23 protein-coding genes are annotated in these 23,052 nt (G+C 36.5%); 5 read left to right on the top strand and 18 right to left on the bottom strand.

Going from position 1 to position 23,052, the window contains the following annotated elements; translation table 11 throughout:
• Positions 1-340 precede the first annotated feature (340 nt).
• The 6 genes from HGC4_RS02490 to HGC4_RS02515 all read right to left on the bottom strand — a co-directional run bounded on the left by HGC4_RS02490 (position 341) and on the right by HGC4_RS02515 (position 6,739).
• Entirely contained in the window at positions 341-1,054 is a 714-nt protein-coding gene (locus HGC4_RS02490) for a hypothetical protein (protein WP_050708539.1), read from the bottom strand.
• 5 nt (positions 1,055-1,059) lie between these two features.
• Positions 1,060-1,815 carry a hypothetical protein gene (locus tag HGC4_RS02495; RefSeq protein WP_157258082.1) on the bottom strand — a complete coding sequence of 252 codons (756 nt, stop codon included), beginning with the start codon at positions 1,813-1,815 and terminating at the stop codon, positions 1,060-1,062.
• A gap of 7 nt (positions 1,816-1,822) precedes the next feature.
• Positions 1,823-2,578: a hypothetical protein gene (locus HGC4_RS02500; RefSeq protein WP_050708541.1), complete on the bottom strand. Its 756-nt coding sequence runs from the start codon at positions 2,576-2,578 to the stop codon at positions 1,823-1,825.
• Between the two features lie 419 nt (positions 2,579-2,997).
• Entirely contained in the window at positions 2,998-4,722 is a 1,725-nt protein-coding gene (locus HGC4_RS02505) for a helix-turn-helix domain-containing protein (protein WP_050708542.1), read from the bottom strand.
• Positions 4,723-5,012: 290 nt separating this feature from the next.
• Positions 5,013-5,825, bottom strand: a complete 813-nt coding sequence (gene ispE / locus HGC4_RS02510) for a 4-(cytidine 5'-diphospho)-2-C-methyl-D-erythritol kinase (protein WP_050708543.1) — start codon at positions 5,823-5,825, stop codon at positions 5,013-5,015.
• Positions 5,826-5,842: 17 nt separating this feature from the next.
• Positions 5,843-6,739: a diaminopimelate dehydrogenase gene (locus tag HGC4_RS02515; protein ID WP_050708544.1), complete on the bottom strand. Its 897-nt coding sequence runs from the start codon at positions 6,737-6,739 to the stop codon at positions 5,843-5,845.
• A 174-nt stretch (positions 6,740-6,913) separates the two neighbouring features.
• Between HGC4_RS02515 and HGC4_RS02520 the strand changes: the two genes are divergently transcribed.
• Positions 6,914-7,564 (top strand): HAD family hydrolase, encoded by a 651-nt coding sequence (locus tag HGC4_RS02520; RefSeq protein ID WP_050708545.1) that lies wholly within the window; start codon positions 6,914-6,916, stop codon positions 7,562-7,564.
• Positions 7,565-7,608: 44 nt separating this feature from the next.
• Positions 7,609-8,106, top strand: coding sequence for a DUF4252 domain-containing protein (locus tag HGC4_RS02525; protein WP_050708546.1), 498 nt, complete (start codon positions 7,609-7,611; stop codon positions 8,104-8,106).
• A gap of 68 nt (positions 8,107-8,174) precedes the next feature.
• Here the strand turns inward: HGC4_RS02525 and HGC4_RS02530 are convergent, their stop codons facing one another.
• From HGC4_RS02530 to HGC4_RS02545, 4 genes are all read right to left on the bottom strand, one after another.
• The gene (locus HGC4_RS02530) at positions 8,175-8,834 is read right to left on the bottom strand and encodes a DUF2461 domain-containing protein (RefSeq protein WP_199327693.1); all 660 of its coding nucleotides are present in this window, start codon (positions 8,832-8,834) and stop codon (positions 8,175-8,177) included.
• Positions 8,835-8,965: 131 nt separating this feature from the next.
• Positions 8,966-9,592, bottom strand: a complete 627-nt coding sequence (locus HGC4_RS02535) for a ribonuclease H1 domain-containing protein (RefSeq protein WP_050708547.1) — start codon at positions 9,590-9,592, stop codon at positions 8,966-8,968.
• Positions 9,593-9,635: 43 nt separating this feature from the next.
• Positions 9,636-10,901, bottom strand: a complete 1,266-nt coding sequence (locus HGC4_RS02540; RefSeq protein WP_050708548.1) for an energy transducer TonB — start codon at positions 10,899-10,901, stop codon at positions 9,636-9,638.
• Entirely contained in the window at positions 10,888-11,478 is a 591-nt protein-coding gene (locus HGC4_RS02545; RefSeq protein WP_050708561.1) for an RNA polymerase sigma factor, read from the bottom strand. The genes HGC4_RS02540 and HGC4_RS02545 overlap by 14 nt, the downstream gene beginning before the upstream one ends.
• A 266-nt stretch (positions 11,479-11,744) precedes the next feature.
• On the opposite strand from HGC4_RS02545, the gene HGC4_RS02550 reads away from it, so the two are divergent.
• Entirely contained in the window at positions 11,745-13,631 is a 1,887-nt protein-coding gene (locus HGC4_RS02550) for a vWA domain-containing protein (protein ID WP_050708549.1), read from the top strand.
• A 112-nt stretch (positions 13,632-13,743) separates the two neighbouring features.
• Positions 13,744-14,115, top strand: a complete 372-nt coding sequence (locus HGC4_RS02555) for a carboxypeptidase-like regulatory domain-containing protein (RefSeq protein ID WP_050708550.1) — start codon at positions 13,744-13,746, stop codon at positions 14,113-14,115.
• A gap of 60 nt (positions 14,116-14,175) precedes the next feature.
• Here HGC4_RS02555 and arsM read toward each other — a convergent pair whose 3' ends face one another.
• The 8 genes from arsM to HGC4_RS02595 all read right to left on the bottom strand — a co-directional run bounded on the left by arsM (position 14,176) and on the right by HGC4_RS02595 (position 21,939).
• On the bottom strand, positions 14,176-14,988 hold the full coding sequence (arsM, locus tag HGC4_RS02560; protein WP_050708551.1) for an arsenite methyltransferase: 813 nt from the start codon (positions 14,986-14,988) through the stop codon (positions 14,176-14,178).
• 19 nt (positions 14,989-15,007) lie between these two features.
• Positions 15,008-16,051, bottom strand: coding sequence for an ACR3 family arsenite efflux transporter (arsB, locus tag HGC4_RS02565; protein WP_050708552.1), 1,044 nt, complete (start codon positions 16,049-16,051; stop codon positions 15,008-15,010).
• The gene (locus HGC4_RS02570) at positions 16,044-16,469 is read right to left on the bottom strand and encodes an arsenate reductase ArsC (RefSeq protein ID WP_050708553.1); all 426 of its coding nucleotides are present in this window, start codon (positions 16,467-16,469) and stop codon (positions 16,044-16,046) included. Before HGC4_RS02570 ends, arsB begins: the two co-directional genes overlap by 8 nt.
• A 69-nt stretch (positions 16,470-16,538) precedes the next feature.
• Positions 16,539-16,859 carry an ArsR/SmtB family transcription factor gene (locus HGC4_RS02575; RefSeq protein WP_050708554.1) on the bottom strand — a complete coding sequence of 107 codons (321 nt, stop codon included), beginning with the start codon at positions 16,857-16,859 and terminating at the stop codon, positions 16,539-16,541.
• 162 nt (positions 16,860-17,021) lie between these two features.
• Positions 17,022-19,091: an alpha-L-fucosidase gene (locus HGC4_RS02580; RefSeq protein ID WP_050708555.1), complete on the bottom strand. Its 2,070-nt coding sequence runs from the start codon at positions 19,089-19,091 to the stop codon at positions 17,022-17,024.
• Positions 19,092-19,147: 56 nt separating this feature from the next.
• Complete coding sequence (locus HGC4_RS02585) at positions 19,148-19,708, bottom strand: 5-formyltetrahydrofolate cyclo-ligase (RefSeq protein WP_050708556.1); 561 nt, start codon at positions 19,706-19,708, stop codon at positions 19,148-19,150.
• 103 nt (positions 19,709-19,811) lie between these two features.
• The gene (locus HGC4_RS02590) at positions 19,812-21,467 is read right to left on the bottom strand and encodes a S41 family peptidase (protein ID WP_050708557.1); all 1,656 of its coding nucleotides are present in this window, start codon (positions 21,465-21,467) and stop codon (positions 19,812-19,814) included.
• A gap of 34 nt (positions 21,468-21,501) precedes the next feature.
• Positions 21,502-21,939: a dCMP deaminase family protein gene (locus HGC4_RS02595; RefSeq protein ID WP_050708558.1), complete on the bottom strand. Its 438-nt coding sequence runs from the start codon at positions 21,937-21,939 to the stop codon at positions 21,502-21,504.
• A gap of 284 nt (positions 21,940-22,223) precedes the next feature.
• Here HGC4_RS02595 and HGC4_RS02600 point away from each other — a divergent pair, with 284 nt between their 5' ends.
• Complete coding sequence (locus HGC4_RS02600; protein WP_087880140.1) at positions 22,224-22,979, top strand: creatininase family protein; 756 nt, start codon at positions 22,224-22,226, stop codon at positions 22,977-22,979.
• Positions 22,980-23,052: the final 73 nt, after the last annotated feature.

The raw sequence follows: 23,052 nt of genomic DNA on the forward strand, positions 1-23,052 counted from the left end.
CTAACATTTCAACGCATATAAGCAAATCTAAACAGTTAAAGTTTAGATCATTAAAGGAAGATATGTTTGTCAATTTATTAATCATCGAAAGGATAACTAGTTATTTTACAGAAGTAAAGATAATTAAACTTTATTGTTTTTAAAAGTAAACAGACTTAAAAGAGAAAAAAAATAGCAGCCTGTAATCACTACAAGCTACTACCATGAATACACCTACCTAGGACAAGTTCATATATGGATAATTTTAACGACAACAAGAGATAATCCATACAATGAACCTCATCGGTAAAACTGTAATTAATTTATTGAGAGGGGAGAATATTTATAAACCAATGAAGCACTACATCATAAAAAACTTGATTGTACATCTGGTATGTGCAGAAGTAGCCGTAGTCCAACTAGCGGTCTGAGGTCTTACTCCAATCTCTAAATAATCTCCTCTTTTACACCCTGAAACCAGCAAAACTGTGCTGAACGAAAAATAAGTATTGGCTGTATAAATCGGTTCATAAAACTCCTGAGAATCTACTTCTACCCCATTCTTATAAGCAAATAAAAATCCATTTGTGGTCTTATTATTCAACGCACTGGGTTTTGCCCACCAACGGATAAAAATAAGATAATTTCCAGCGGAGGTAACCTTATATTGAGTATTAGAAGACAATTTGAGTTTGGTTATAACTCCCTGAGGATAAGTCGTAGCCGTGGTGAGATAAACAACCTCTCCTCCACTACCGGGCATAGCACCCCATGAAGCATTTCCTGCTGCATCTGACAATAGTACTCTATCAACTTTCTCCGTACCATCAACAATACGTAATGCCGTACTTCCCGAAGGTACACTAAGATGCAATTTTGCTGTTGGAGACACTGTACCCAACCCCATATAACCATTTGCATTCACAATAACATCGTCGGTTGTAACGGTTGGAGTATTTGATTTGGGATCGATGTGAAAAACGCCACTAGGTTGACTTATATTAATACCAACCTGAGCATTCGAGCCAAAACAAATTAATACTATAAATATCTTTATGATTATAAATTGTTTCATTGATCTCAAATTTTAAAAATTAAAATGCTTGGATTATAATTTCGATCTGTACCATTCATTCCTACATTCCAATTATAACTAAGATTGACAGGAGTAGCAGGTGTAAGATAAATTTTTATCCATCTGTTATTTTGACTTAACTGAACCCTCAAAGTTGTGGTAAATGTAAATACAGCATTTGCTACAGGGTATTTGATATAATATTCAATATTATCGCGACCTATATCTCCTGACGAGCCATTTACGTTATCAACCCCCTCTGTTACATGAACATAAGCACTAATAACCGGGTTAGTAACATTAGCCCTTCCCCACCAACGTAAAACTACAACGTACGTTCCAGCTAAAGGAACTTGAGTAGAAAAAAAGAGATGACGAACAGTGTTTCTATAACTCTTACTACCAGTAGTATAAAATGCTTTAGCCCACGAGTTGGGTGGAGCCAACCATGCTATATTTCCACTGGCATCTTTGCTACCCAACACTTTACCTACCCCCTCGTTACCATCCGAAAAATGTAAAGCAGGAAAATCTGTTTGAGTTGCTTCTATATGCAGTTTAGTTGTGGGCGAAATTGTGCCTACACCAACATTACCATTATTATCGACAACTACATCATCCGATACATTGGTTGAACCAGATGTGTTGCCTTTAGCATCAATATGAAACAGCTTTTGAGGAGCCTCAGTATTAATTCCTATTTGTGCCGACAATTTACAGCCTAAGCACATAATTATTGCTAAAAATAAATATTTTCTCATTTGTTAATTATATTCTATAAACAACTATACTAGGCTGCCAATTACTATTTGAAGGGTCGGGATTGTCTCCTACAAGCCAAGAGCCTCCAACGCTAACCCGTATATAAACTTTCAGATAAGCTTCTGTTGTTACTTTTGCAGAAAGAGGTAATGCGAAACAAAATGTCTCGAGAGCAGCATCCATATAAATATACTTTTCGTATACATCTTTCTGATTTGTCTGATCCGCAGTCCAGTTATTACTTGCATTAGCCGATGTTGACAAGGCAAACATAGCAGCCGTCGATCTGTTACCATTCACACCAGAACTCTTACCCCACCATCGTATAACTACCTGATAAAATCCTGGAGTTGAAACTGGTATTGCCCGCACGAGTGTATATGTTGACCCATAAGTGGCCTTGAGATTGGTAAGATTATAAGTTACTCCCATTGTAGAAGGCATGCTTACCCACGAAGCGTTACCCGAATTATCGGATACCAATACTTTATTAGCTGCCTGCTTACCATCTTCAATTCTCATTAAAGATGCCGTTCCATCTTTTACTATGTCTACTTTTGCTTTAGGTAACAATGTTCCTATGCCTATGTTGCCCGAAGCATCTATAACCACATCGTCGGACGAATTGGTTGTGCCGGATGTATTACCCTTAGCATCTATATGCAAAAGAGTATTAGTATATGCACTCTGAGTATTGATACCAACTTGTGCTTGTAGAAAGTGCACAATCAGTATAAACAAAATTGAAAAATAGATTCTCATAATCCAATAAGATATAGTAGTGAATACAAACGACTATCTTATTCTGCTAATAGAAAGACATTAATTCCCCAAAACCTTTCTAAAACATTAGCTAGTCCATTGTTAGTGTATACAAACAAAATATTTTGTTGTCGGCACAAAACTACATCAAGAATAAAAAGCAAAAGTCTCAGAGGTGCAGAACCGAGTATCAATATGGCAAAAAGGGCATCCCACACACGCAAACACCTCATAGTGAATAATTAAGACACACTAAAAAAAGAAGGAAATTTGAAAATAAATTCAAATCGCCTTCTTTCTTTTAACAAATAAACAAGAGGTAAAATTAAGCTTTCCTAAGCCAAGCCATAATAATTGCACATAATAAGTAAGTGATTCTAAATATCGAAAGCCGATCGTAAAAAGCTATCCCTCAATACTTATTTTCCCTGAATTGCAATTTCTCGCATTTCTTTAGGAGTTAAATCATATTTTTGCTTAAATAGACGATAAAACGTACTCTTGCTATTAAAGCCAGAAGTAGTATAAACCTCGTCAATAGGCTGATCTATATTATAGCATAAAAGACGGCGAGCATATTCGAGTCGCATTTCATTGATATACTCCATAAAGGTCATTCCCGTATTCTCCTGAATTGTTTGCGTCAAATACTGTCTGTTAGTACCCAGTTCCAGAGCAAGCGATTCTCTTGATATATAGGGATCTAGGAAAGCTTCAGTAGTAGATAAATGAGATTCTGCTTTTTCGAACAGAGCTTGTTCCGACTCATTCTCCTGCGCTTCTTCCGATAAAGGAGCATCTCCTTTACTTACTTTATGTGTATATTTATCTAAGTCTCTATATCTGGAAAATATTAGTTCATTCTTTTTCTTCAGTTTTTTCGTATTTCGTACTTTTATATAAAGTAATAATATCAATAGAATACAAATTACCGATAAGAATATAATGATTACCTCTGTATATTTAGCGTTCAATTCATTTTCTCGTGCCTGCATTTCAATTTCGAATGTATTTCTCAAGCGATCAAGTTGTCGCGAAGTACTCGTCGATTTTATAGAATCAGAGTATTGCATAAGTTCATTCTGCAATGCAAAAGCATTTTTATAATCACCTTTAACAAAAACTATTTCCGATTTTAACTCTTGTGCAGCAAGATAATCAATGTAAGGCAAATCCGTAAAAGATAAAGAATCAAGACACTGAAGAGCAGCATCGTACTGATGTTTCTTGAAATAATACTTGGATAATAAAAATTCAAAAATAAAGTTGGAATCAGGCATCAATTTGAAGTTCGGATTCTCCTCTACAAAGGAAATTATTTCTTTTATTAGCGGCTCAGCTTCATCAATTCTATCTAATTCAAGTAAATTATCTGCCCTCAAGATATTAACATCACAAAGCTTTCCTCCTTTTATTGTCGCAGTAACGATTTCTTTTTCGAGATTAGTAGTAAAAGTGTCACAATAAGACAAAGACAATTCATACTTTTTTGCCTGATTCGCCGCTACCGCCTGCATATAAATCACATAATTATATTCAGGCACAACTTCCACCTCCTGCTGAATAGGCAATCTGTAGTAAGCCTCTAATGCATCCTTATATACTTTGAGAGCATCTTCGGCTTTATTTGAATATAAATAAACATTACCTAATGATGTATATATGGCACCTTTCATATAATCATCATCACTGATGACAACATCCTTCAATAATGATGAAATCGCATCTAATGCCAATTCGTAGCTATTATCGGCCAGCAACATATCTATTTTTGCAGACTCTATAAGTATAATCCCTCTCTTGTATCCTGCCTTCTGGTAGTATATCTTTGCCTCTTCCAAAGCATATAATATACTATCTTGTTTCCCATTTAGTAGATAAGTATTCGCTAAATAATAATAAGCAGTACCTACATACCGATCATTACCTAGTTTTAAAGCTTCGTCCTTCAACTGATGAATATAAGTAAGTCCTTTATCTGTTTTAGCATTCCATATACAAGCTTGTTTCAACGCTTCTAATTTTCGTATATCATCGTCATTTTTATTACAAGAAGTACATAATACCAGTATAATAATCCCAATTAGGCAAGTAAATATTTTCGCACCCAATTTTATCTGGTTTAATCTAAAGTAGTTTAACATATCAAAGTTGTCTAAAAAGAAAATGTCTAAAATACATTCTTATGTATATCGAAGGTGCCAAAGGTAGAATAAAAAACAAGATCAAAAAAAAAGAATAAATTTATTTATTAACTATTAAATCTTTTTAGACGCAACAAAAGAATATCTAAATAGTCTAAAAAAATAAAAATAAATACCATTTCAGGATAACTGTAAATAAATATCAAATAAATACATCACAGATGGAATCAAAAAGATAGGGGAAGTCAAAATAAATGACCTCCCCTATTTTTATTTATTTATAACGAAACTTACTCTTGTTCCCAGACAAAACAGTCTGCAAAATGATGTTTCAGATCCGTTTTTTTATTAAAGATAGCATATACCGACGATCCCGATCCCGACATCGAAGCATACACAGCTCCTAAAGCATACAATTTCAACTTGATTTGTTCTATTGCAGGATGTTTTGTAAAAATGCTTTTCTCAAAATCATTAACCATCAGATTTTTCCATTCCGATACAGGTTGTTTTATAATTTCTTTCAAAGAAATTTCTGGCTGAGATGGATTTACCAATGCAAAAGCATCCTTAGTCGATACATTTATATCTGGTTTAATGAGCATTAGGTAATAACCATCTAAAGACAATTCAACCGGCTCGAGCACCTCTCCTATCCCACTTGCAAATGATGGACGATTGGAGATAAAAAATGAACAGTCGGCTCCTATTTGAGCAGCCATAGCTTCTAACTGACCATTTGTAGCATCGAGCGAAAATTTCTTGTTTAACAATTTTAGCATAAAAGCAGCATCGGAAGAGCCTCCTCCGATTCCTGCGGCGAAAGGAATTTTTTTCAATAAATGGACATCCAAAAAAGGAATATCATAATGAGTCCTCATCAATTTTAAGGCTTTCATTACTAAATTCGTTTCGAGCGATGTCCCCGTTTTGATTCCTGATTCGATAAAAGAATCCTTATCTTGTCGCTCAGATACAATAATTTCAAGAGCATCTTTTATCATTATCGGATAAAAAACTGTCTCCAGATTGTGATATCCATCGTCTCGCTTCGAAACAATGTTTAAACCCAAATTAATCTTTGCGTTCGGAAAACAAATCATAGTTTTTTAAGTATATTTTATACAAGTTTCTTTATTAGAGATTCTCTCTCACCGTAAATATAGTCAATAATTGGGACTTCGATCATAGTATATGCACCCGGAGCTTGTTTTAATGAAGCACGAGCCGAAGCAACTAATACCTGTGCAGTTAGAGCAGGATTGTTTATTTTCATATTGAAATCTAACAACTGATTCTGAGAATCGCCCGAAACCCCTTTGCGTACCATATTTACACCATGTCCCATATCTTTAAGGCTATCCACACAATCAACCTGAGTAACATGTGTTTCGTCATGAGCAAAATAGTCATCAGCTTTAATAGCTGCTGCTACATCTGCAAATTTATAACCCTCTTCAACCTCTATGTACACCATACGGCGATGAATGCTTGTTCCTAAAGGAATAGTCATAGACAAAGCAGCCTTTACACCTTTAATGGCTTTTACTGCCACTGTATGTCCCATACTCATACCCGGACCGAAGTTGGTATAAGTAATACCTTTGGGTGCCATAAATTCGAACATAGAACGAACCATCGAGTCTGTACCTGGATCCCATCCTGCCGAAATAATAGATACTGCTTTGTATTCCTTAGCAGTTGCATCTAAACTACGACGAAGGTCTACAATACCACCATGAATATCATAGCTATCTACTGTATTAATACCCAAAGCCAAACATTCTTTAGCATAGCTCTCAACACTTCTGGTTGGTGTAGCAAGTATGGCAACATCTACTTTGCCCAACTCTTTTACACTTGCTACAACCTTGTAAGCTTTCAGCTCAGCAGGAACATCGTTAGGATTACGGCGTACAATACCCGCCACTTCAAAATCTGGAGAACTCAAAATAGCGTCCAGTACATATTTACCAATGTTTCCGTATCCTACAATAGCTGCTTTTATTTTACTCATATGTTATTTATTTTTATTAATTAGATTCGTATTTAAGGGATATAAGAATACACATATCTATCGCCATACAAAAATATACAAAATTAATGAATTCCTTTTCTCCTTTTTCCTTTGTTAACAAGAGATTCTATAAAAAAAAATTACCTATATTCGTAGTTTATAAAAATTGTAAGAATGAAATTAAATATACCAAATTTTCCTGTATCTGAGATTGATAGTATCATATTCGACTTTGGAGGAGTGATCATGGACATAAACATTGGGCGCACAATAGCTGCTTTTAGCAACCTGCGCATCGAAGGCTTAGAGTCTGATGACATTATTTCTGCCCATAAGAAATTTTTACTCGATCTCGAATTAGGACTTATAAGCCCATCACAATTTATTGATGCTATTCATACGGATTACCCCGACGCAAAAAACGTATCAGAGAAGCAAATATGGGATGCATGGAACGCTTTACTTCAACCTTACTTACCCGAACGAATTGCTCTACTCGAAAACATCAAAAAGAATTATCGCACTTACTTGCTCAGCAATACAAATTTTCCACACAGAGTCAAATTTAAAGCAATGTACAGACAACAATTTGGAGAAAACTTTGATGATCTTTTTATCAAGTGTTTCTACTCAGATGAAATGCATCTTAGAAAACCCGATCATGAGATATATAGACAGATGATGGCAGACATTCGCCAGAATCCTAAAAATACCCTTTTTATTGACGATAACGAACTTAACATAACCGAAGCTCGAGCATTCGGACTACAAGCATACCATTTAACGGGAGGCGAAAGAATAACCGATTTATTTATTGCCGATTAAGGTTTATTGAAAAAAATAGAGTTATCACCTATCAAGTAAAATTTATGAAAAAACTTATTTTCTCGATATTTTTAGTTTTTGCTACTAGCCAGATTATTTCAGCGCAAGATTTGAGCAATTGGGTATCAGGCTTAGCTCTAAACGAAAACGCTCAATACCAACAGGTAGACCGAACCATGATCGAAGCATCTTTAGCTGCAGCAAGAATAGCAGATTCGAGTGCCGTGCCTCAAACTCCTCCCTTTATGGAAAAGTTAGAGTCTATAGATGTTATTAACCTAACAGAGTGCTCTGCTGAAATAAAGAAATTATTTTTAGCTGATTTGGAGGGAATCAAGGACGAAAACGGCTACGAAACATTAATCAACGTAGTGGATGGAAGCGATAAAGTACGCATTGTAGCAAGAAAAGAAGGAACTCTTATTCCTCAAATATTTGTATTCGCAATAGATGGCGAAGATCAGGAAATTGTAATTGTGAGAATGACAGGTAAAATGGACGAGACAGATATTGCTGATATCATTAAACAACAACAGCAATAAAAATTCTCTTAAACATAAAAAAGCTCTAATCCATAAGATTAGAGCTTTTTCTATTTAGATTCTATTATTTATTCATCTTTAAAGAACTCGTATAACCAAACTAACGATTCGTAATCCTCACGAATAATATCTGCAAACTTAGGAGAAAACACATCCTCATTCACTGGAAGATTTTTACCTACATACAGATTCTTACGCTGTATCCATGTCTGAAAATACTCAGGCAGTTCGCTCGGAATAAGACGTTTGTATTCATCACCGTACACCACAAAACCACGATCAAGAATCTTTTGGGTCTGAATCTGAAATTCCTTAGCATCATAAGCAATGCTATCACGCAGATTATCCATCGTTTTTTTCTTTGGACCAAACAATCCCATACCATAGAAATATGTATCCGCATTCAGTTCCATAAAGAAGCCAGGAATATTTACCCAATCGGGCGTAGGAGCCTGAAAGCTCATCCACAAACAAGTTTTATAAGGATCTTTATTCTTTGAAAAGCGAACATCGCGATAGATACGAGATAATACCCTATGTGGACGCAGCTCGAACTGCGAATCGATATTATGCATCGTAGGAGTTAATGATGCAATAAGTTCTTTAAAAGGTTTAACCAATTCATTTTCATATACCGAACGATGCTCTTCGAACCACTCTTTATAGTTATTCTCTTTCAAATCGTTTAAGAATTGTATTGTAGCAGGTGTAAATCCGTTAAAAGCCATAATTTTTATTATTAAGCAATATAAATTATTTCGTATTCTCTTTAAGCTCACAAATTTGCAGTCTCATTTATAAGTCTGCTCATAAGTTTTTCACTTATAACATGCCAAAGTAACTAAAAAAGGATGAGATCTTATTTTCGACCAAAGTCTGCCGGAATTTCGCCCCACTCCTTTGTCTCCCACTTTATTATTTTGGTAGTATAGGAATTCTCTTTGAGCCATTTCTCAGCACGCTCTATCATATAGAACAACGACATGTTTACTGCAGTTTTATCTAATTTAGTTTTGCATTTTTTTTCCTTTACCCATTTAATTGCATTCGCACTATCCGAATAAAGAGGCATAGCCAATTTCTTTTGTTTCAATAAAGCCAAGCCATGCACAAGAGCCAAAAATTCACCCACATTATTAGTACCCTGTTCGTAAGGTCCTTGATGGAATATTTGTTCTCCGGTCAAGACATATACACCCCGATACTCCATTAACCCCGGATTTCCGCTACAAGCGGCATCCACAGCTAAGCTATCTTTTATAATAGCAGGGTTAGATAATAATTTCTTGGGACTTTCTTTTTTTGCTTGTTTGCCAACATACAACCAAGGGCTTTCGTCGAAAGCCTTCTTAGCCTGCTCTAATGAGGGGAAAGATTTATATATTGCTCCATCATAGCCCGAAACCTGAGCCTTGCATTCATCCCATGAGTTATACACTCCGGGAGTGACTCCGTTCCATACTACGTAGAAGTTCTTTTTTGCCATTGATAAAAGGAAGAATGTTTAGAAAGCAAAGATAAGGATTTATCTAAAACTCCACTTCTACATCTACACGTAAAGTTCCGTATTTCCATTTCGGACCGTTTTTCACAAGACGAACCGCTTCTCTATCCAGATCTTTACAAAGGGCTTTTGTTACATAAATATCTACGGGATTACCATTCTTATCTACTGAGAATTGAACGATAACTTTTCCTTTCTTATTCTTACACTCACCATCTTGAGGGCGGATGATGTTTTCTTTCAAATATGCTTTATATGCCTTATTTCCAATCAGAGGTTCGGGTTTAGTTCTCTTTGTAGAACCTGATACTAAAGATCTTGACGAAGCTTTAGGTCTATATACCGACTCGCGGGTAATTGTCCTTTTAGTCGTTTCTACCTCATTCAATTCTAGAGCATTGCCATCCAACTCATCAGCTCCAACAACTTCTATCTTATCAAATCCGGCTTGTTCAGCTAATAGACGTGCTTCGTGAGCATCAACTCTAATAGTTGAAGTCGCTTCGGTTTCTTTTGTTGATGTTTCTTTTGGATTATCAGCTACAGCCAATCCCATAACACGTTGATTTGCACCCCTAGCATTTGCCTTATTTACTTCAACTGCTCTACTACGTGTAACCTCAGTTACTTCTTTAGTAGTCCACGCATCTCTTAACTTATCAGGCATAACCTGTGCTTTAGTTGATTGTGGTCGCGAAACTTTAGCTTCTGCTAAAATAGAAGATGGTCCTTCAGCTATAAATATTTTTTTAGTCTCATCCAATGGAGCAGACTCAGCATCTATAACATCTTTCTTAAGATCGGCATAAACACCAGGTATATATAAAGGAAGTACTTCTACAGGTTTTATTACCTCATCGAGGTTAGCAATAGGCACTACCGATTCTACAGAAACATTCTGAGATGGATCGTTTTCGATCATCGCAGTAAGTTCTAGCCTTCTTTGCTCTATATAAATTTCGGGGGCATATAAGTTAATGTATGAATTTTCCAATTCGTTGGCTAGTGCCATCGAAGATTTATGATTCATCAATGCAAAATATCCACTAAGCAGAGCTATGACGGCAACTGCAGCAACTGCAATCTTCCACGCTCCAGTTTGAGTTTCTCTCCTAGCAGTACGCGCAAGCACAGATGCTTGCATCCTAGCTATTCGATTGGCATGATTCCCTTCAATTGAATCATATCCTTCGATAGCTTCGGACAAAAAAGGATCACCCATCGCCTCGTGTTCTATTCGATGAGCGGCCTTCCCTCTGCGGACTCCTTGTATGTAATCAAGAAACTTCATTGTTCAGTCTGCTTTCTATACACAATTTTAAATTACGTTTACCATTTTGGATATAACTTTTAACGCTCTTAAGATCATACCCCGTTAGTGTGACAATATCGGCATAAGACATTTCTTCGTAAAAGAACTTGTCTATGGATATTCTTTGAGGTTCGGAGAGCTTAGCCATGCAATAATTCAGTGCATCTTCCTGCTCTTTTTCCACGTCCTCACTTAATAGAGTTAAAATTTGGTCAGATTCCATAACGTTAGAGTCAAAATCTACAATTATTTCTTTTTTATTCTCTTTGAGGATATGGAAACAGTGATTTCGGACTACGCTATATAACCAAGTTTTAAATACTTTGATTTCGTAACCACTTACGCGGGGTAGAAGGTTTTCGAAGATCTCCATCACAGCATCCTGCGACTGATCTTCATTTTGTAAATACTTCAAGCAGAGACCATACACCAACGGAATATACCTATTGTAAAGCTGTCCAAAAGACTCAGAATCCCCTGTCTCTCGGTATTGCGCCAACAGTTCCTCATCCGTATATTCAACAGATTTTTGCCTATTTAGTGTAAAAAATCTCAAATCTTGTCGTTTTATATAGTTGGCAAAGCTACATGATTTTATAAAAGTTTGCAACGATAAAAAAAAAAAAATGTTTCTTTTGTGGAATTAACAGTGACATCTTCTCTATAAAACAAGACATATGGCAATACTTTGTTTACATAAAACTTTCGACTCAATGTATTGCTTTTCTTATAATATCAGGGATTAGAGAGAATTAAAGACCAAATGCTAAAAAACAAAAAGCATATACACACAAAAAAAGTTAAACCAAAAAATAAACAGCTATGATCAAAAACATAAAAATTTTAGTTGCATTACTTCTTCTATGTGTTTCGAGTATGTTGAATGCCCAAAGCATCAAAATAACGGGAATAATTACCGATCCGACAAACGATCCTATTATTGGCTGTTCGGTATTAGAAAAAGGTACCAATAATGCCACAATCTCCGATATGAATGGTAATTATACTATTACAGTTAAAGCTAACGCCACAATAATATTTTCATACATAGGATATGTAAGCAAAGAAATAAAAGTAAAAACTTCCGAGAATATTAATGTAACCCTAGAAGAGGACAGTCAGATATTAACCGAAACAGTAGTGATAGGATACAATTCTCTAAATTCAAGAGACATGATCAGTGCAGCATCCACATCTTCGGGGAAAAGACAGCGAGAAAAAAGAAGTAAACCCTCTATAAGTATATCTGAAAGCGATCTGAGATCGAGCCTAGAATACAATAAGAAAAATAAAAATGAAGAATATGGATCTTATGTAGAAAACAGCTTCAAATCGCCTTTAGAAGAAGCTCTCTCAACACTTTCTATTGATGTAGATGCAGCTTCTTATACCAACTTTCGCAGATATGTGAATCAAGGAGAAATGCCTCCAAAAGATGCAATAAGAATAGAAGAATTCATCAACTACTTTAAATATAAATACGATGAGCCAACCACTAAAGATCCTGTAAAAGTAACAACCGAAGTGGGACAATGTCCTTGGGATGAACAACACCGTTTAGTACGCATCGGTGTGAAGGCAAAAGAAGTAGAGAAAGAAAATCTTCCACCAAGTAATCTTGTCTTTTTGATAGATGTATCGGGGTCAATGGCAGGACCTACTCGCATTGAACTCGTAAAAAAGTCAATGAACCTACTTATAAACAATTTAAGAAATACCGACAGAGTAGCTATAGTCGTTTATGCCAGTGAAGTAGGTGAAAAGCTAGCTTCGACATCAGGTAGTGAAAAACAAAAAATAAAAGATGTAGTTGACGGGCTTGTAGCATCAGGCTCTACCAACGGAGCAGGAGGCATTCAAAAAGCATACGAAATTGCCGAGAAAAACTTTATAAAAGGAGGCAATAACCGCATTATACTTTGTACTGACGGAGATTTTAATGTAGGAGTGTCGAGCAACGAAGGCTTACAAGAACTAATAGAAAAGAAAAGGAAATCAGGAGTCTTTCTATCTATACTAGGCTACGGAATGGGTAACTATAAAGATGCGAAGATGCAGACTCTTGCCGAAAAAGGAAACGGTAATGCATCGTATATAGACAATATCCAAGAAGCTAATAGAGTACTTGTACAAGAGTTTAGCGGTACTCTATTTACTGTAGCCAAAGATGTAAAACTACAAATAGAATTCAATCCGAGTCAAGTCCAAGCATACAGACTTATCGGATACGAAAGCCGTATCTTAAACAAGGAAGATTTTAACGACGACACCAAAGATGCAGGAGAGATGGGAGTCGGTCAGACAGTAACAGCCCTTTACGAAGTGATTCCCGTAGGAGTAAAAACAAACAGGTTACCTAAAGTAGACAAACTTAAATATCAAAAAACCAACAAATCCAACGAAAACATTATTCTTACGGATTCACCTGAGTTACTGACTGTAAAACTGAGATACAAAGAGCCTGACAGGGATAATAGCGTTAATATGGAATTGCCTGTTTTAGATAATAAAAAAAATGACGTATCTTCGGATATGCATTTCGCATCGGCAGTAGCCATGTTTGCCCAGCTAATCAAAGATTCTGATTACAAAGGCGATGCTACTTATGACAAAGTAATTGCTCAAGCCAAATCGGGATTAGAAAACGACACCGAAGGCTATAAAGCCGAATTTATACGATTGGTAGAGGTTACTAAAAGCTTAAAATAAGGTCTCATATCTCTTTCTATTACTATCGTTAAAACAGCAATAGAAAACCGTAATATGAGAACGTATTATGAAGCACTTATTTTGAATGTAAAAAATAATAAATAAAATAGTCATGAAATCGAAATTAGGTATAGTACTGGTTTTATTGTGCGTTGTATCGTTCTACATTTACGACCAGAAGGATATAAAAAAGACAAAAAACCTAGAGAAAGAAACTCTCATTAGCGGCAAAATAGTAGATGCTGCCAATGACCAACCAATACAAGGTGCATCAATAGCCATACAAGGTACTAACCCTCAGTCGTTATCTAATGTCAATGGAGAATATGCTATCATGGCTCGAAAAGATCAAGAGTTAGTATTCAGACATGCACAATACAAAAGCATCACTATTGATGCTAAGGATGCTAAAACGATAAAAATGGAAGCTACGAATCCCGAAGATGCAAAACGTATTCAGGATAATTTTGAGAAAGCCGAGTAAGCTCTCATGCTTTTCTAAAGATAAAAAGAGGCAGATCTTTCCAGATCTGCCTCTTTTCGTTTAAGCTTTTACACCAGTCACAGTAATTGAATAAATACCTACATTTCCGGCTTTGTATTTTGCGATAGTTTCTTCATCCAGGTTTTCTTGTAAAACTTCATCTGGAATCACAACTGTTTTTGTCCTTTCTATTTTAATATCAGTGAAGTTCGCTTTTTCTATCTCTCCTAAATAATCTTCTTCTTGAATGGCACTTGCAATACAACCGGCATACATAGAAGCATTATCAGTAAACTCTTTCGGGAAAACACCATTAAGCACTACGTCCGAAATACAAAAATGACCTCCTAGTTTAAGTACACGGTAAATTTCTTTAAAGATTTTATTCTTTTCGGGTAGCAAGTTCAATACACAATTGCTTACTACTACATCAGCCGTATTATCGGGTATGGGCATTTCCTCAATATCACCTTCCTTAAACTCTACATTTGTATAACCTCGCTTAGATGCATTTTTTCGGGCTTTTTCTAGCATCGGCATCGAGAAATCAATACCAATAACTTTACCGCTTTCACCCACTTCGGCTCTGGCAATAAAGCAATCATTGCCTGCACCCGATCCCAAGTCGATAACCGTATGACCTTCTTTTAGTCCTGCATACTCAGTCGGCAATCCGCAACCAACACCTAAATCGGCATCCGCTTCGTAACCTTTCAGGTGACTGTAATCTTCACTCATTATAGTAAAGACTTTTTTAGATGGTTTTGCCGGATTAGTACCACATCCACAAGACGACTTTAATAAATCGCCATTTAAAGCCAGTTCGCTATATTGTTGTTTTACCAACTCTTTTTTTTCTTTATTTGTTTCCATATTTATATGTATTTCTTTTTTATATGCTATTTGTACAATACTTCTTCTTTAACCATAGTGCAACGTTTACCAAAACAATCAGCACAGGTACTTCAACTAATGGACCTACTACGCCTGCAAATGCTTGTCCACTATGTAAACCAAATACGCCAATAGCAACAGCTATCGCCAATTCGAAATTGTTTCCCGTAGCAGTAAAAGAGATAGAGGCATTTTTGTCGTAAGGCGTTCCAACCGATTTACTCGCAAAGAAGCTGATAAAGAACATCAATGCAAAATATATGATAAGTGGTATTGCTATACGCACCACGTCCATAGGGATTTGAACTATTAACTCTCCTTTCAAACTAAACATAAGTACAATAGTCAACAATAGTGCTATTAATGTAATGGGAGATATGGCAGGGATAAACTTTTCAGTATACCATTTCTCGCCTTTTAACTTCACCAATATCAATCGACTAAGTATACCCATCACAAAAGGAATACCTAAATATATACCCACCGTTTGAGCAATTGTGGCGATAGATATATCAACAATAGCACCTTCAAGCCCCAACAATGGTGGCAATTGGGTAATAAACAGCCAAGCATAAAAACTATAAAAGAATACTTGAAAAATACTGTTTAAAGCCACAAGCCCTGCTCCATATTCGGAGTTGCCCTCCGCCAAATCGTTCCATACTAAAACCATAGCTATACAACGAGCCAAGCCTATGAGAATAACACCCACCATATATTCGGGATAATCGTGTAAAAATATTATGGCTAAGCCAAACATCAATACAGGTCCTATTATCCAATTAAGAATCAATGATGTTGTCAATACCTTTACATTAGAAAACACCTTAGGTAATAGCTTATAATTTACTTTGGTTAACGGCGGATACATCATCAATATAAGCCCGATAGCTAAAGGTATATTTGTGGTTCCACTCGAAAAGGAATCAATATACCCACTGAATGAAGGGATAAAATAACCCAGCCCCACTCCTATCGCCATAGCCATGAATATCCAGAGTGTTAGATTTTTGTTTAGGATACCCATCTTTTTACTACTCATCACTTTTTAATTTTGAGATATACAATTCATAAAATGCTTTCTTTATTTCGTCCCTTACCCTGATAAATTCGCTATTAATAAACTCAGGTGTGCCAGCAGCTTCCGAAGGATCATCAAAACCTATATGCAAACGGTGCTTCACTTTTCCGTTGAATATAGGACAGTTTTCGTTTGCCCCACCGCAAACAGTTATCACATAATCCCATTCTCCATTCAGGTATTTCTCAATACTATCAGAAGTATGATGCGAAATATCAATGCCCACTTCTTGCATTACTTCTACGGCTATTGGATTAAGCTTTCCACTTGCTTTTGTTCCTGCCGAATATACTTCGAGCTTCGAATCGAATGCTTGAAGCCAACCGTGTGCCATCTGGCTACGACAACTATTCCCTGTACAAAGAATCAATATTTTCATTTTGTTTTATATTTAAACCTACAATTCGTAATTCGCAAAACAACGAACATTAAAGACAAATTTTTATGATTAAGAACACTCAGTATCTAACTCAACATCTTTCAAGAAAGCTGTAAATAGCGTTTGTGCCTCAGTCCAATTTTCAAGATTTATGCAATACTTTACAGTTGGTGGAGTTATTGTTCCTTGAATCAATCCTGCATCTTTCAACTCGTTCAAGTGTTGCGAAAGAGTGCTCTTAGCAATAGGTAATACTTCCGACATATCACCATGATAGCAACAAGACTGGTTTACCAACATTTGCAGGATAGCAATTCGGATAGGATGCCCCAATGCTTTGGCAAATCTAGCCAACTGTTCTTGCTCCTTAGTTAATTCTTTTTTCGCCATTATTATTTATCATGTTCGCAAATATACGAACAATATTAATATAATCATATATAAGAATAAAAAAGTAAGAGAAAAATCTATAAACCTTACAGCCCCTTGATTTTTCTCTTACTTAAAACTTGAGCAAAATCTGCTCCTATATCTATTGCATCAAATACAATCTTATTTTGTTATAACACCCAATTCTGCTACAATATACTCTTTAGCGGTAGCTGTAGTTTGCAAAGGTTCAAGCTTTATGAATTTTGCTTCTACTGCCTTGTCAAACAATACATCTTGTTTAATCGGATTGTTCTTTATGTTGTTGAAAGCTGCATTACTCTGCACCTTAGTCCACACTTTACCGTCTAAGCTAGTATACAAATTGTACTTATAAACATTATTAGCTGTTTCGCTTTTCAACGGATCGTATGAAAAACCTTTCAGAACAAGTTTATCACCTAAATCTACAACAACCGCTTCTTTATCTTTAATACCAACATACGAAGATGGATTACCGTCTACTATGCGATCTACATTATCAACCGCTGGAGAAACAACAGACCACTTAGCTGGAGCAATATCAAATACTACTGATACTACTTCGCTTTTAGTCTTTCCTTCTTCTATAGTAGCAATAGCTTTTACCGAACCGCCTTCAGCCAGTTTAAATGCGTCTTTATATACCTTAGAAGATGTTGTTGGCTCAGTGCCATCTGTAGTGTAATAAATTACAGGCTCGGGAGTAGCACACTTGATAGAAACAAGACCGTCTTTACTTCTTTGAATAAGAGGAGTTGTTAGCTTTTCTGGAGCAGCAAACAAACCAATCTTATTTAAAATAGGACATGCCAACGAATTTTGTATATTGATTCTCAATTTCTGAGTAGTAATAGTAGGAAATCTTAATATACGTTTGTAACCAACAGTTGTAGCGTTCGCTATTTCTTCCCATTTATCACCATTAAGATACTCGATATTGAACTTCTGAATGCGTTGCCCTAATGGTATATATTCTTGGATAACCAATCGATTGAAAGATTTAGCTTGTCCCAAGTCTATTTCTAACGAAGCAGTCATATCATTATCGTCAGTCGCCCAATAAGTATCGTAATTATCGTCTAGCAAATTAGCTGCTGCGAATTTAGAAGAATTACCTCTGGTTTTAGATGCTGATATTTTTGCACCTTTAGATAAATCGTTACTGAATACCGATTCTACAGTCTGACGGAATTCCATCAAACGGGTAGAGTCATTCGGGTGAATACGCCCTCTTCTATCGGGTGGCACATTCAATAACAGATTAGAGTTTCTACCAACCGAAGTATAATATATATCCATCAACTGATCTACACTTTTCACCCTATCGTTAGTAGAAGGGCTAAAGAACCATCCCGGACGAATAGATACATCCGTTTCGGCAGGAACCCATGCAGCACCATGTATATTACCGATATTTAGCGTATCGGCATGAGGAGCCAATCTACCGGGACCGAAGCCTTCGATATTCAATCTCGACCAATTGGTTTCGCCCGCAACACCGCGTTCGTTACCCATCCATCGACAACCTGGACCTATATCGCTAAATATAATTGCATTCGGTTGGTTTTTATAAACAACATCATGGAACATTTTCCAATCGTATTCTTGTTTTTTACCACCTTCGTGTTCACCATTAGCACCATCAAACCATTGTTCGAATATAGGACCATAGTTCGATAAAACTTCGGTCAGCGTATTCGCAAATATCTGATTGTATTCGGGTGTTCCGTATGCAGGGTGGTTTTGATCCCAAGGTGAAAGATATACACCAAACTTCAAGCCATACTCTTTACAAGCCTCCGATAGCTCTTTCAGCAGGTCACCTTTACCATCCCTCCATAAGCTTTCGCGAACGGTATGTGTACTGTATTCACTTGGCCATAAACAAAAACCATCGTGATGTTTAGCCGTCAATATGATAGCTTTCATACCCGCAGCTTTAGCTGTAGCAGCCCATTGGCGGCAATCTACATCTGTCGGATTAAATACTTTTGGGTCTTCTTTACCATTTCCCCACTCTACATCCGTAAATGTATTAGGTCCGAAATGAATAAACATATAGTATTCCATTTTTTGCCATTCCATCTGATCGGCAGAAGGCAATACTCCGTAAGGTTTAGGTGGATCGTCATTGGTGCAGGATGAAAACATCCCACTCAACAGCAGACTTAGCGAAAGTAAACCTGCCTGATAAGTTTTTGTACGTTTCATTTTATCAGATTTTAGTATGTATTTAAAGGTCACTAATTACAACAAACAATCGCAGGCTACCAAATCAATTCGTTCTCGCCCACAATCATATCCATTTTTACATCTCTGTCATCAGCAGGTATTTGGTCTTTCAACTGAAAGTCGAAACAGACTCCTACTTTTGGCGCTTTTATCTTAGCCAGAAAACGATCATAATATCCCTTTCCACGCCCCAATCGATTACATTTCCGATCGAAAGCCACACCGGGTACAATCACCATTCCTACTTTAGAATAATCAGTAAAATCTTCTCCAACCGGTTCGTGAACCCCTATCTTAGATTTTTCGAAAAGAGTATCATCGTGCAATTTTCGGAATACCAAATTATTATCCTTCACAACGGGCAAATAGAAATGTTTCTCCGATTTCCATTTTTCGATAAATGCCTGTGTAGACACCTCATCAGCCATTGCATTATATATAAAGATGATAGAAGCATCTCTAAATGTTCCGGTAATCTCAAGCACCGAAAAAACTTCTTCCGACATCAGAAGTAGTTCTTCTTCTGCATATCGGCGTTTCTCGTTTGCAATTTCTTTTCTTAATTTATCCTTAGAGGAATCTGTTCCCGATTTCAATATAGTTTAATTTTAAGGTCTCAGACCTATTTATCTTTATTGATTAGCGGGACAGAGCAAAAGCCCTATCCCTGCACCAATCATATATTTTATAGTTATTGTCTTACTTAGCTTCTTTATATGCTTGACTCTTAATCGCTGCCGGGGTTGCTTTCCTTGCTTGTGCAAGTTCTATTGCTTTCTTCAAAACAATATCATCTTGTAAAACAAGAGAATAATAACCTTCATCACCAAAGAAGTTTCTTACAATATTAGCTCTCAATTGTAGGTTCAACAAGTTACGGCATTCAGTCACCAAATAAGGTCTGTAACGGATTCCCTTCACGTCTGCCAGACTAATTAGATTAGTCAACAAAGGTTGATATGATAGGTAAGCATCCATCTCCTGCCAAGTTTTAAACTGCTCAAGACGCTGACGGTTTTTGTCGGTATACGTAAATGCATACTCATATACAAGTCCGTTGTTCATTACTGAGATATAATACGAATTGATTCCAATAGTATCGCGTGGAATAAATACATCGGGCATAATACCTCCGTTTCCATGCACCAAACGACCTGCTGCGGTATGGAATACCGGCTCGTTATCTTGCTTGATACTATCCTGAGAATCAAATTCACCTCTCAAGTATCTATTCATTAAGTCTTGATTGTAATCGCCAGATTTACCCAATTCGTACGGTTTCTGTATAGAACGTCCGGCAGGTGTATAATAACGAGCAATAGTCAATCGAAGAGCCGATCCGTCTACAAATTTTTGTTGACTTTGAACCAAACCTTTTCCGAATGAACGGCGACCTACAATAAGTCCTCTGTCATTATCCTGAATAGCTCCGGCAAACACTTCACTCGCTGAAGCACTACCCTCATCCATCAAAACAATCAGTTGATCTTTTTTAGAAGTTCCCGATCCGTTTGCAAAAGCATCCTCACGTTTAAACGCTCTACCTTGGGTATAAACTATAAGTTCGCCCTTATCAAGATATTCATTAACCATGTCGATTGCTGCTTGAAGATATCCTCCCGTATTTTGGCGTAAATCTATTATAAATGTTTCGCTATCTTGTTTCTTTAATTTAGATATAGCCGAAATAAATTCTTGAGTAGTAGTACCTCCAAATTTACTGATCTTTATATATCCGATCTTTTCGGCAGGTTGATATGCAATATCTACTGTGTTGACTGGTATATCACCTCTTTGCACAGTTATATTTACAATTTTAGGATTGTCGAATCGCTTAATACCCAGTTTCACATCCGTACCCTCAGCACCTCGTAAGTTGAGCATCACCTTATCGGTAGTCATACCCTTACCTGCAAAGAGGCTGTCGTTAACATACACAATACGGTCGCCAGGACGAATGCCGGCTGCCTGAGATGGTCCTCCAACAATTACACTTACTACCATAATAGTATCGTTACGCAATACAAATTGCACACCAATGCCTCCGAAATGACCTTCGAGATCATCGCCGGTCAGCTCCATTTCTTTTGCTGTAAAATACGTGGAGTGTGGGTCGAGTTCTGCCAATAATCCCGGAATTGCTTTTTCTATTAACTCCTGAGTATTTACTGTATCTACATAAGCTTCACTGATATACTGCAATACTGCATCGAACTTATTACCACCACTGAAAATTTTCTTCTGAGATGTAAATATCGAAAAACCATTACCTATGACAATGCCTATTACAATACCAAAAGCAATCCACAAGGGTAACCAAACAAAGTATCTTTTACTGCTAGATGTTGATCTCATAGAAATCAAGTATTATATGTGTTGTTATTTAAATTTATTCTTTTTCGCTGTCTATGGAAACAAAAGCAACCTCGATACCTGCTCTTTCCAAGATATCGCATCCGTCCATATTGTGATATTTATCGCTAAAAACCACTCTTTTTATTCCTGCTTGTATAATTAGTTTAGAGCATTCCATACACGGCGATGTAGTTACATACATGGTGGCTCCCATGCTGCTATTGTGCGAACAGGCTACCTTAGTAATAGCATTAGCTTCGGCATGTAGTACGTATGGTTTGGTTAAATAATTTTCGTCTTCGCAAATATTTTCAAATCCGGCAGGAGTTCCATTATAGCCATCGGAAATAATCATTTTATCCTTTACTATAAGAGCACCAACCTTACGTCTTTTACAATAAGAATTTTCTGCCCAAATCATCGCCATACGCAAATAACGATTATCCAACAATTGCTGTTTTTCAGTATCCATGCCTCTCTTATCTAAAAAATATAAAAAAATTCAATTTCCACAAAAATACACATTTAAAGTTTATTTTAATAGGGAAACTCAATAAGTTATGCATAAATATTAATAAAAATAGAGACATATTCCTTCTAAACATTACAATATTCGTCAAATTACAAAAATCCTGAAAAATATAACGATATAGTTGATTCCTCTCCAAAAAGCAGTAAATTCATCGTCCGATATTAATCTTAAAGTCAAATTTCTGTCTATATAGAAATATATTACTAACGTTTTAATTACCTGTTATTATGCCTAAATTCGATATTCTATCCGCATCCTACAACGACATTAAAGACCAAAAATATGACTATGCAGTCTTGCCATGGGGTGCAACCGAACCTCACAATTACCATTTGCCTTATTTAACCGATTGTTATCTGGCATACGACACTTCGCTAGATGCAGTAAAAAAAGCATACGAGCAGGCAGAGGTTAAAGGGATGATACTGCCTCCTATTCCCTTTGGTTCTCAAAACCCGGGACAATTCGATCTACCCTTTTGTCTACATGGTCGTTACGAGACTCAAAAAGCAATACTATCCGATATTGTAGCATCGCTTCACAGACAAAATATAGATAAACTTATCATCGTAAATGGTCATGGAGGAAATAGTTTCAAGAATATGATCCGCGATTTAGCAATAGATTATCCTGATTTTTTAATTGCAGCAACCGAATGGTTCAAGATAGTACCGACTAAAGATTTCTTCGAAGAAGCAGGAGATCACGCTGATGAGCTGGAAACATCTGTTTTAATGTATTATCGCCCCGAATTGGTAAATTTGGAAGTAGCAGGCGATGGCGCATACACCCCCTTCAAGACTAAAACTCTTCGCGAAGGTGTTGCATGGACTCCACGTAATTGGTCCAAAGTATCACAGGACACCGGTATTGGAAACCCTCATAAATCGACTGCCGAAAAAGGAAAAAAATATGCCGAAGCCGTAACAGACAAACTTGCTACTTTATTTATAGAATTGGTAAAAGAAGATATGTATTAAGCACCCTTTTTTACCATGATATAAAACAAGATATATAGCATAGCTATTTCCCGAAAATAAGAAACGATTCAAA

This window comes from Dysgonomonas sp. HGC4 (genome assembly GCF_001261715.1).
Taxonomy (GTDB): Bacteria; Bacteroidota; Bacteroidia; order Bacteroidales; family Dysgonomonadaceae; genus Dysgonomonas_A.